Origin of the sequence: Ureibacillus massiliensis 4400831 = CIP 108448 = CCUG 49529 (assembly GCF_000772965.1) — a bacterium.
GTDB lineage: Bacteria > Bacillota > Bacilli > Bacillales_A > Planococcaceae > Ureibacillus > Ureibacillus massiliensis.
Map to the genome: position 1 here is coordinate 91712 of NZ_JPVQ01000013.1, position 9382 is coordinate 101093.

General features: G+C 34.1%; 12 protein-coding genes and 1 riboswitch. Of the genes, 9 read left to right on the forward strand and 3 right to left on the reverse strand.

Annotation, left to right across the window (positions count from 1 at the left end):
* The first annotated feature begins 75 nt into the window (after window positions 1–75).
* Window positions 76–2043, forward strand: coding sequence for a methyl-accepting chemotaxis protein (locus CD30_RS19480; RefSeq protein ID WP_052126121.1), 1968 nt, complete (start codon window positions 76–78; stop codon window positions 2041–2043).
* Between the two features lie 86 nt (window positions 2044–2129).
* Here CD30_RS19480 and CD30_RS09055 read toward each other — a convergent pair whose 3' ends face one another.
* Window positions 2130–3071, reverse strand: coding sequence for a 3-hydroxyacyl-CoA dehydrogenase family protein (locus CD30_RS09055; protein ID WP_088350747.1), 942 nt, complete (start codon window positions 3069–3071; stop codon window positions 2130–2132).
* A 183-nt stretch (window positions 3072–3254) separates the two neighbouring features.
* On the opposite strand from CD30_RS09055, the gene CD30_RS09060 reads away from it, so the two are divergent.
* Window positions 3255–3464, forward strand: coding sequence for a DUF6366 family protein (locus CD30_RS09060; RefSeq protein ID WP_036175560.1), 210 nt, complete (start codon window positions 3255–3257; stop codon window positions 3462–3464).
* A 93-nt stretch (window positions 3465–3557) separates the two neighbouring features.
* Here the strand turns inward: CD30_RS09060 and CD30_RS09065 are convergent, their stop codons facing one another.
* On the reverse strand, window positions 3558–4052 hold the full coding sequence (locus tag CD30_RS09065) for a hypothetical protein (RefSeq protein WP_036175562.1): 495 nt from the start codon (window positions 4050–4052) through the stop codon (window positions 3558–3560).
* 189 nt (window positions 4053–4241) lie between these two features.
* Here CD30_RS09065 and CD30_RS09070 point away from each other — a divergent pair, with 189 nt between their 5' ends.
* The 7 genes from CD30_RS09070 (at window position 4242) to CD30_RS09095 (ending at window position 8946) form a co-directional block, all read left to right on the forward strand.
* Window positions 4242–4673 carry a hypothetical protein gene (locus CD30_RS09070; RefSeq protein ID WP_170215819.1) on the forward strand — a complete coding sequence of 144 codons (432 nt, stop codon included), beginning with the start codon at window positions 4242–4244 and terminating at the stop codon, window positions 4671–4673.
* A gap of 44 nt (window positions 4674–4717) precedes the next feature.
* Complete coding sequence (locus CD30_RS20110) at window positions 4718–4870, forward strand: hypothetical protein (protein WP_156962305.1); 153 nt, start codon at window positions 4718–4720, stop codon at window positions 4868–4870.
* Between the two features lie 22 nt (window positions 4871–4892).
* Window positions 4893–5375, forward strand: a complete 483-nt coding sequence (locus CD30_RS09075; RefSeq protein WP_036175568.1) for a GNAT family N-acetyltransferase — start codon at window positions 4893–4895, stop codon at window positions 5373–5375.
* Window positions 5362–5757, forward strand: coding sequence for a hypothetical protein (locus CD30_RS09080; RefSeq protein WP_036175571.1), 396 nt, complete (start codon window positions 5362–5364; stop codon window positions 5755–5757). Before CD30_RS09075 ends, CD30_RS09080 begins: the two co-directional genes overlap by 14 nt.
* 331 nt (window positions 5758–6088) lie before the next feature.
* Window positions 6089–6231: riboswitch (cyclic di-AMP (ydaO/yuaA leader) on the forward strand.
* A 148-nt stretch (window positions 6232–6379) separates the two neighbouring features.
* Window positions 6380–7717 (forward strand): TrkH family potassium uptake protein, encoded by a 1338-nt coding sequence (locus CD30_RS09085; protein WP_036175574.1) that lies wholly within the window; start codon window positions 6380–6382, stop codon window positions 7715–7717.
* A 16-nt stretch (window positions 7718–7733) separates the two neighbouring features.
* Window positions 7734–8390 carry a potassium channel family protein gene (locus tag CD30_RS09090; protein ID WP_036175577.1) on the forward strand — a complete coding sequence of 219 codons (657 nt, stop codon included), beginning with the start codon at window positions 7734–7736 and terminating at the stop codon, window positions 8388–8390.
* Between the two features lie 145 nt (window positions 8391–8535).
* A complete protein-coding gene (locus CD30_RS09095) occupies window positions 8536–8946 on the forward strand; it encodes a YbaN family protein (protein ID WP_235802035.1) in 411 nt (136 codons plus the stop codon).
* Window positions 8947–9064: 118 nt separating this feature from the next.
* On the opposite strand, the gene CD30_RS09100 is transcribed toward CD30_RS09095, so the two are convergent.
* Entirely contained in the window at window positions 9065–9310 is a 246-nt protein-coding gene (locus tag CD30_RS09100) for a YkuS family protein (protein WP_036175580.1), read from the reverse strand.
* Window positions 9311–9382: the final 72 nt, after the last annotated feature.

The following is a 9382-nucleotide window of genomic DNA, read 5'->3' on the forward strand; positions in this document are numbered from 1 at the left end:
GTGAGCATTAATAATGCTAAATAACCAATATATGTTATGATAGTCGTTAGTTCATAAAAAAGGAGCTTCATAGACATGGCATTAAAGAGTCTTAAATCTAGATTAATTTCGATTTTTCTTCTGTTGTCCATCGTCCCCTTAGTTGCGGCAACGGTAATAATATTATCAAGGACGAATAATGAGTATTCAGAATTACTTGAAGATCAGCAAGAGGAAATGATCTATACAGTTCAAACAGAATTAGAGAATGTTTCGGAGGAGCTCTCAATAATAACAGAGCTTTATGCACAGGATGAAACAATAGCCTCTGCTTTGGAAAGTGGAGATCGTGAGCAATTAACTCAAGAAGTAGAAGCAATATATCCCCGCTTACAAAAGGAACATCAATTTTCCGTATTTGAATTAGGTGATACTTCAGGAAATGTTGTATTGCGTGGCCATAATCCAGAGAAGTTTGGAGATAACAAAAGCGATATATCCGCGATTCAAACTGCCTTAAATGGACAATCCACTAGAGGCTTTGAATTTGGTAGTAGCGGTTTATCAGTCCGTGCCTTTTCTCCAATTATTGTGGATAATCAAGTCATTGGTACTTTACAGACAGGTCTTGATAGTCAATTTATCCACGATTTAAGCGAAATGCTTTCAGACGTTACGATAAGTTTATATGATACGGAAGGGATGGTTGTACAATCATCAGATCCGTCAAAGGTAAATACTGCATTGGAGCCTAATCATCTATCAACGGTTCAAAATGGTGAGCACGCTTCCTATAAAAACGATTCGTTTTTAGAAACAATCTTACCTATTTATGACCCAACAGGTACTCAAGTCATTGCTTCTGTTGGAATTCAACAAGACATTTCATTTTTTATACAATCTCAGCAAGAAATTACTTTTATTACATTTATGATTATTATCATCACTGCAGTTGCAGTCATTATTGTTTCCTATTTAGTAAGTAGAAGAATTTCTACGCCAATTAAGGAAGTATCAAATTTTATGGATGAATTGGCACAAGGAAATCTACAACAAACCCTTCAAGAAAGTAATAGAAAAGATGAAATAGGGCGTTTGATTAATGCTACGAAGGTCATGAAAGATAATCTATTCCATGCAATTAGTAGTGTAGCAAACGCAGCTACAAGCATTAAAGATAAAGGCGACTTATTAAATGAAACGTCAACGGAAATACAAGTTGGCTCAGAGCAAATTAATTCTACAATGCAGGAACTAGCTGCTGGGATAGAAAGTGAAGCACAAAATATTTCGGATTTAGCATCAAATATTGGTAGCTTTACGGAAAGCATTCAAGAAACAAATCAAAAGGGTGAGGAAATTCAAAAAGCCTCACTAGGTGTTTTAAAATTAACGTATACAGGGACAACCCTTATGCAATCATCAAATGAGCAAATGAATAAAATCGATGCAATCATGCAGGAAGCTGTCGGTAAAATGGAAAAATTAGAAATCCAAACGAAGGAAATTTCAAAATTAGTTGAAATAATTCAGCAAATTGCCGATCAGACAAATCTTCTTGCTTTAAATGCGGCCATTGAAGCGGCAAGGGCGGGAGAGCATGGCAAAGGATTTTCTGTTGTAGCAGATGAAGTAAGAAAACTTGCAGAACAGGTTTCAAAATCCGTTTCAGATATTGCAAACATTGTAGTTGGAATCCAACAGGAAAGTCATGATGTGGAAGCTTCTTTAAAATCTGGTTATTCCGAAGTTCAACAAGGTACCATTCAAATCAATTCAACGAACGATACCTTTATCCAAATTAAATCCTCAGTATCAGAAATGGTTGATAACATTCATGAAATTATTTCTCAACTATCTGAGAATGTATCTCGTGTACAACAAATGGACGAAACAATCGAGGAAATAGCGGCAATATCTGAAGAATCTGCAGCAGCATCAGAGGAAACTGCAGCCACTGCCAATGAATTCAGCCGTTCTATTGATGAAGTATCAAAAAATGCTTCAGATTTAGATGAGCTTGCTAATAAATTAACGACGTTAGTTGACAACTTTAAATTATAATTTTTATAAAGGTAGTTGGAATCAATGATTTCAGCTACTTTTTTCTTTGTGGGTGGAGAGACACCGTACCACAAATCTTTAATCCTTTAAATCTCTTCGTTTTTAATATTCAACAACCTAATAAAATGAATATCTCTTTCTCTAATTTTATTTTGAACCTCGTCATTTCCTTGATAAGTAAATAATCCATTTCCGGTTTTTGTACCAAATTGACCGTTGTCTACTTTTTCTTTAACAAATGGAGGGACTTTTTCCTCTTTTGATAGTAAAGGAGCAAGGTTTTCAACAACGCTTTTCCAAATATCCAGACCGCCAAAATCAGCAGTTTCAAGTGGACCAATAAATGCCCATCTGAATCCAGGACCAGCACTTACTGCTAAATCTATATCCTTTGCATCTGCTATTCCATTATCTAAAAGATAGAAAGCCTCTCGAACTAAAGCGGCTTGGAGACGATTTGCAATTAAACCGGGAATGCCCTTTTTTAAGACAACGGGCTTCTTACCAATCCCTTTTAAAATAGCAACCGTATGCTCAATAATTTCTTGAGCAATTTCCTCGCTCTTTACTACCTCAACAAGCGGAACTAAATGTGCAGGATTGAAAAAATGTGTAATGATCAGTCGGTCTTTCTTTTGAACACCTTCTGAAAGCTGTTTTATCGAGAAAGTCGAAGTATTAGAGGCAATAATAGCATCCTTGTCGACAATCTCTTCTAATTGCTTAAATAAATCGAACTTAACATTTAAGTTTTCAGAAACAGCTTCTGTTATAAATTTACTTCCACTTACCGCCTCTTCAAGATTGGTAGTCGTGAAAATATACTGTAATGTTTTTTCTTTCTCTGCTAGTGTAATTGCATTTTCTTGAAACAATAGATCTAAGTTGGTCGATATTTTATTTAACGCATCCTGTAAAATTTCTCCATTTATATCGTACAAATAAACATCAAAACCCGCTTGTGCATAGAGTTGAGTAATGCCATGTCCCATCGTTCCCGCACCTAGTACCGCCATTTTATTTACCAAAATCCCACTCCTAATCTACTATCTTTTTATAATTATATTATTTTCGATAATTTGCTATAACCTCAGTGGAAAACTAATGGTCATAATAAAAACCAAAATACCAATTATTTATAAAATTAGTGTAATATTGTAACGAATATATATTGCAATGTTAACTTTAAATAATCTGAGGGGGGAATTTTCATGGACTTAAAAGAAACACCTCAAGAAAAAAGAGAACGATTAAGAATGAACGAATTAAAAAACAATCCTACAGGTTCATTAAATGATGGATTAAATCAAGGAACAAACAGTAGCTTAGGTGATTTAGTAGGTATGGGCTGGAAGGGGACAGGGATATTAATTTTAGTGTTAGTTATAGGTTATGTAATCTACAGGTTGATTACAGGTTAGTGGATAAAGAACTAAAATGTAAGGTTTATCATAAACCCCAATCTATAGTTTTATAGATTGGGGTTAAATGTTGGGGGGAAATTCATTTATGAATTACCCTGGCTCGGAACTAAACTCTATAAAATCTGCGATTGTGTATTCCATTTCCACTTTTTCATTTTTACCGTTAACCCATGCTACTGTAATTTTTTCATCACTAAATACTTCCTTAATGTCATTATTGCTTAACCCTTTTGAATAAAAGACCGCTATTCGATTATACGTTGCAAAATTCCCCCTTTGATTGTCTTGTTCAGACCCATTTCCATTATCAAATCTTGCAATATCATCTATATTATTAAATATTTCCATTAAATCAGGGATATAAATCTCTCTTTCTTTCACTGAGTCATCATGCTTCATATGGAAATCTAATTTGAACAGTTTGTAATCATCAATTGCACCATCTTTATAATTTAGAATATTGTATTCATATTCACTTATTGGAGAAATTGTGGCTTCAATTTCAATGTCTGGTTCTGAGTCATTACAGAAAGCTAGAACTCCTATGATTAATAACACCACGAAAATAAAAACTAACTTTTTCATATTCATCTCCTTTAGCAAAGTGGAATTTTAGTGCTGTAATTGTTCAGCTTCCTTTCTTTTTTCCCAAAAACTTTATTATAAACTATATTAAATATAAATTACCTTTTATGTATAAATTTGTGTGTTTGTATTAATTTGAAGTGTAAAATAAGGATATTAAATAGCTTATAAATATGAGGAGTTGTTCGTATGAGGTACTGTCTAATATTGTTTTTTTGCTTATTTTTGATGGGATGTACTGTTACCAATAATGCTATAGCCGATACACCAGAGGAGGCCTTACGACTAATTGAATCGAAAGAACAAGATTATCCGAAGATTCTTTCTCTTATAAATTCGATTGAAATTAGTGATAAACAAGTTTTTTACGTTTATGAAGGCGAAGTTAATAGTAACAAAGAATGGTTTGTTGCAAATATAGAAAAAAATGATGATTCTAAGTGGTTTGTACGTGAATCGATAAATATAGGAATGCCAAATAGTGAAAATGAAAAATACGCAGCAGGTACAAATAGCTTCACAGCAGGGTTTAGTAGTGATTTACAAGAAATAAAAGATGACTGGAAAGTTGTTAATATTCCAAGTCATAATTATTTTGTTTGGATTGAATTACATGATTAGTTTCATTTACTGTTGGATTATTCTATTCATACTAGGGGGATAACATGTCTTACAATGCTATTTTATGTGCAATTATTGCAGGTTTTTTAACATTTATTTCGAATTCGGGTGAACCTTTAAACCCTATTTTAATCACTAATATTTTTCTAGGCTTAATAGCAGGGTTGCTGATGGATAGAAATCAAAAACATTCATAAATTTTGAGGAGGGGGAATCGCCATGACTATAAAAGTACTTTCTGCAAACAAAGATGACTATCTTGAGATAAATACAATTGTAAAGGAAGGGCAAGATGAGCATGCAGAGGCTTTGCCACAGATTTTTAAAAAAGTTGAGCCAGTCATGCCGATTTCTTATTTTTATGAACTAATAGAGAACCCTAACTGTGAAATATTAGTTGCTAAAAACGATGAAAGTATAGTTGGTTTTGCCGTTATGGAGCTCAAACACTCACCGCCATTTGAATCGATGGTACCGAGAAAGTTTGTATATATGAATGATTTTGGAGTGAAGGGACTCCATCAGAGACAAGGGATTGGAAGAGTGTTGTTCCAAGCATGCGTTAATTGGTCGAAGGAGATGGGAGCGGCATCTCTAGAATTGAATGTTTGGGAGTTCAATCGAAAAGCGACCTCATTTTATGAAAGCTTTGGCATGAATACTATCAGCAGACAGATGGTACTAAATCTTGAACAAGAATAAAAAGCATCTATGGATTCATCGCAAAAAGTGTCAGGACAAACCCAAACAGAAACGTCATGATTGCATATTCTACTATAGCGATGGTATGGAAGTGGGTATCAAAATGGTGAACAACCGAGGGAACAATAGAGAGCAGAATATTGAGCAAGACATAACTTTTGATTTTATCAGTGGGAGTTCTTCTGATCAAGTTGCTATTTTAGGCAATGTCATTGTTCTTTTAGGGGAATCCATTGTTGTTTATTCGCAAGTATTAGCTTCTCAAGAAAAAGCCCAAGCCTTGCAACGTTCATCCCAGGATACAAATAATGTGCAGCAACAACTAAACAGGATTTCTCATGAACTTGAGCAAATTAAAAAAATGCTAAAAAAAGCATTGTAACAAAAAACTAAGAACCTTGTGAAAAGGGGCTTGGTTTTTTTATTTTAAGCCGTGGAAACACCCGAACTAGATTATTCTTAACAAAGTATAATTAGAAACCGAACTTTATAATTTGGTGGGAACTAACCTCAGTAGTAGTATGAAATAATCATAAAAATAGATTAACATGCTGCAAAATTCCAAAAGTAATTATGAATTGATTTGGTTAAAGGGTTATATCCCAAAAAAGAATCAGTAAACCATTCATAATAAAAACTTTCAATTAAAAAACTTTATTTTAGAAGTTTACAAGATTAATAGAGAGGAGTACAATAATTTTCGCGAATCCATAATTTCATAATGGCCTAATCTCATTTAAATGAGAACGGAGGAACCAATCTTTTTGGGGTTAATTCTGCATTTGCAGAAGGGATGATTTAACTCTTTCGCCATCCTACCCGTCAGCTAACTTCGTCGGCTAATGCGAAGGAGGTCATAATAGACCGCCTAATTCAAGATGTCTTTTTGTTGTGATACAACAAGTGACTCTTGTTTTCAATGCGGTCTTTTTTATTTAGAAAAAAGAGTTCAGAGGGGAAACCATCTTATAGAAAAAATGATGTACAGAACCGAGGAGAGAACAATGAAAAATTTCAAAGACAATCTTAACCCCTCAAAAATTTTAGTGTTAGGATTCGTTATTATCATTATAGTCGGGGCTATTTTATTAAGTTTGCCGATTGCAACGGAAGATGGAAAGGGGTTAGCATTTTTAGACGCTTTGTTTACCTCTACATCAGCTACCTGTGTAACGGGACTTGTTGTAGTAGACACAGGGGACACCTTTTCAATGTTTGGTGAAATCGTCATCCTTATCCTTATTCAATTAGGGGGGATAGGTTTTATGACGTTTGCTACATTTTTATTTACGATATTAGGGAAAAAAATCTCTTTAAAAGAGAGATTGCTTTTAAAAGAAGCCTTTAACGCTTCTTCAACCTCAGGAATCGTAAAGCTAGTAAAAAGAATTTTAGTTTTTGCGCTATTAACAGAAGGTATAGGTGCTTTAATACTAGGTATTCGATTTTCGTTTGAAATGCCAATCGGTCAAGCAATCTATTATGGAATATTCCACTCAATCTCACTTTTTAATAATGCAGGGTTTGATTTGATGGGAGATTTCCGAGGCTTAACTGGTTATGTTAATGACCCAACTGTGGTGTTAACAGTCTGTATGTTAATCGTAATCGGTGGTCTCGGGTTTATTGTGATAAATGAATTATATGAATATCGGGAAACACGTAAAGTTTCCCTTCATACAAAGGTTGTTTTATTAACAACTGTTATTTTAATTCTTGGTGCAACGATTTTTATTTACCTTTTTGAGTATGGAAACGATAAAACATTAGGTCCTCTATCCGTAGTAGAAAAGGGACTTGCGGCATTGTTCCATGGTGTAACGCCAAGAACAGCAGGTGCAAATACATTATCAATGGGAGAGTTAACTCATGCAACTTTATTTTTAACTATTTTTCTAATGTTTATCGGGGGAGGTTCAGGTTCCACAGCTGGAGGTATTAAAGTAACGACCTTTGCGGTTTTAATGGCAACTGTATTATCTCAATTAAAAGGAAAACAAGATGTAGTGCTCTTTAAGCGTCGTATTGTAATTGATACGATTTTAAAAGTACTCACAGTCGTGATAAGTGGAATTATGGTTGTGGTAATTGTCACCTTTTTACTCAGTATTACTGAAAAAGGGCATGAATTTATAATGTATTTGTTTGAAGCTACATCAGCTTTCGGAACGGTAGGTCTATCGATTGGCTTAACACCAGAGCTATCAGCAATAGGTCGAATTCTAATCATTATTACGATGTTCATTGGAAGATTAGGTCCTTTAACACTAGGATTTGCGATTGCAAATAGAAAGAAACAAGAAGGTTTTCAACATCCAAAAGGAAATATCATGATTGGTTAATATAGGAGGGGAAAGAATGGCAAAAAAATCATATGCTGTGATTGGATTAGGACGATTTGGAACGAGTGTTGCTAGAAGATTACATGAAGCAGGGCAAGAAGTTCTAGGTATAGATATTAATGAAGAAAAAGTAGAAGCTTCGGATATGTATTTTACCCATGCAGTTATTGCAGACTCAACAGAAGAAAAGGCACTAAATTCAGTAGGAATCAAAAACTTCGATTGTGTAATCGTAGCAATTGGAAACGATATTCAGTCAAGTATCTTAACGGTAATGTTACTTAAAAATTTAGGGGTAAAGAACATTATTGCTAAAGCTTTAGGAAAAAGACATGGGCAGGTTTTAGAATCCATTGGGGTTGAATGGATTATATATCCTGAACGAGATATGGGGGAACGTGTTGCGAATCAATTGCTATCTCCAAATATGCTTAATTATATTGAACTATCAAAAGATTACAATATAGAAGAAATCATTCTTCCATCCAAAATGGCAGGAAAAAATCTTCGAGAGCTAAATATTCGAGCAAAATATAATGTCAGTGTGATAGCAATAATGAGAAACGGCAATGTTATTGTTTCTCCTTCACCGGAAGAATTGCTTCAAGAAGGAGATATTTTAGTAACAATCGGGAACAGAAGTGATCTAGCATTATTCGCAAGTTTAAAATAAGTATATAAAATTAAATGGTATTTATCCAAAAAGGATAAATGCCATTTATTATTTTCATCACCAGTTCTATTTTCTATTTTCTTTCAATAATCTTTACATGATATTCTTTCTAATGGATGCAATCAAGAATGTGAAGGAAAACCAATTGAAAATACATAAAAAGGTGATGGCAATTAAATTATTAAAAAGTGTCCTGCTGATGATTTTTGGATTTATTACATTAGCTTTAGGTGTTTTAGGGATTATTATTCCGGTTTTACCCGGATTACCTTTTCTCCTAATTGCTGGATTTTGTTTTACGAAAAGCTCAAAGCGTCTCGATAGATGGTTCAAAAGAACACCATTCTATAAAAAATATGTTCGAGCATTCCTTTCAAAGAGGGGGATGACACGTAAGGAAAAAATCCGAATTAACCTTATTGCAGATTTCTTTATTATCCTTTCTGTCATTTATGTAGATATCTTACTAGTAAAATTTCTTTTGATTATAATGGCATTCTATAAACATTATTATTTTATCTATAAAATCAAAACTCTCAAGCCTTTAAGGCAATAAAAAGCTTTGAATATTTTGAGGAGCTAAAGCGAATTTAGCCCCTTGATTTGGTAAAAATTCCTGAGTAAAAAAGCTATCCTCGAGTTAAAAAACTTTGGAATAGCTTTTTTACATTATTTCAATGGAACATTTTGTCTACACGTTGAATTACCTCGTCAGCAGATAGACCGCGAGCATCAATCACTGATCCTTCAGTTACAACGTTGCTGATACCCATTACATCTTCATCTGTTCCTGTAATTACGCATGCATCACATTTTTTTGCATCTTCCTCACTGCGAAGTTGAACGACTTCATAGCCTTTTGCCTGTAATGCTGCTTCAACGTTGGATAAAGATTGCTCTACACCGATTACTCTTGACATGATACTTCCACCTCCTATATGTAATATAGACTCTCGGCATTCGCCGAGCTTTGTGGTTCAAGGATTTTCCTC

What these genes read in the sequence shown, in the direction of transcription:
- CD30_RS09060 (WP_036175560.1), top strand. Translation starts at nt 3,255, where the DNA reads ATGGACTTAAAAGAAACACCTCAAGAAAAAAGAGAACGATTAAGAATG.
- CD30_RS09090 (WP_036175577.1), top strand. Translation starts at nt 7,734, where the DNA reads ATGGCAAAAAAATCATATGCTGTGATTGGATTAGGACGATTTGGAACG.
- CD30_RS09075 (WP_036175568.1), top strand. Translation starts at nt 4,893, where the DNA reads ATGACTATAAAAGTACTTTCTGCAAACAAAGATGACTATCTTGAGATA.
- CD30_RS19480 (WP_052126121.1), top strand. Translation starts at nt 76, where the DNA reads ATGGCATTAAAGAGTCTTAAATCTAGATTAATTTCGATTTTTCTTCTG.
- CD30_RS09065 (WP_036175562.1), bottom strand. Translation starts at nt 4,052, where the DNA reads ATGAAAAAGTTAGTTTTTATTTTCGTGGTGTTATTAATCATAGGAGTT.
- CD30_RS20110 (WP_156962305.1), top strand. Translation starts at nt 4,718, where the DNA reads ATGTCTTACAATGCTATTTTATGTGCAATTATTGCAGGTTTTTTAACA.
- CD30_RS09085 (WP_036175574.1), top strand. Translation starts at nt 6,380, where the DNA reads ATGAAAAATTTCAAAGACAATCTTAACCCCTCAAAAATTTTAGTGTTA.
- CD30_RS09100 (WP_036175580.1), bottom strand. Translation starts at nt 9,310, where the DNA reads ATGTCAAGAGTAATCGGTGTAGAGCAATCTTTATCCAACGTTGAAGCA.
- CD30_RS09070 (WP_170215819.1), top strand. Translation starts at nt 4,242, where the DNA reads ATGAGGTACTGTCTAATATTGTTTTTTTGCTTATTTTTGATGGGATGT.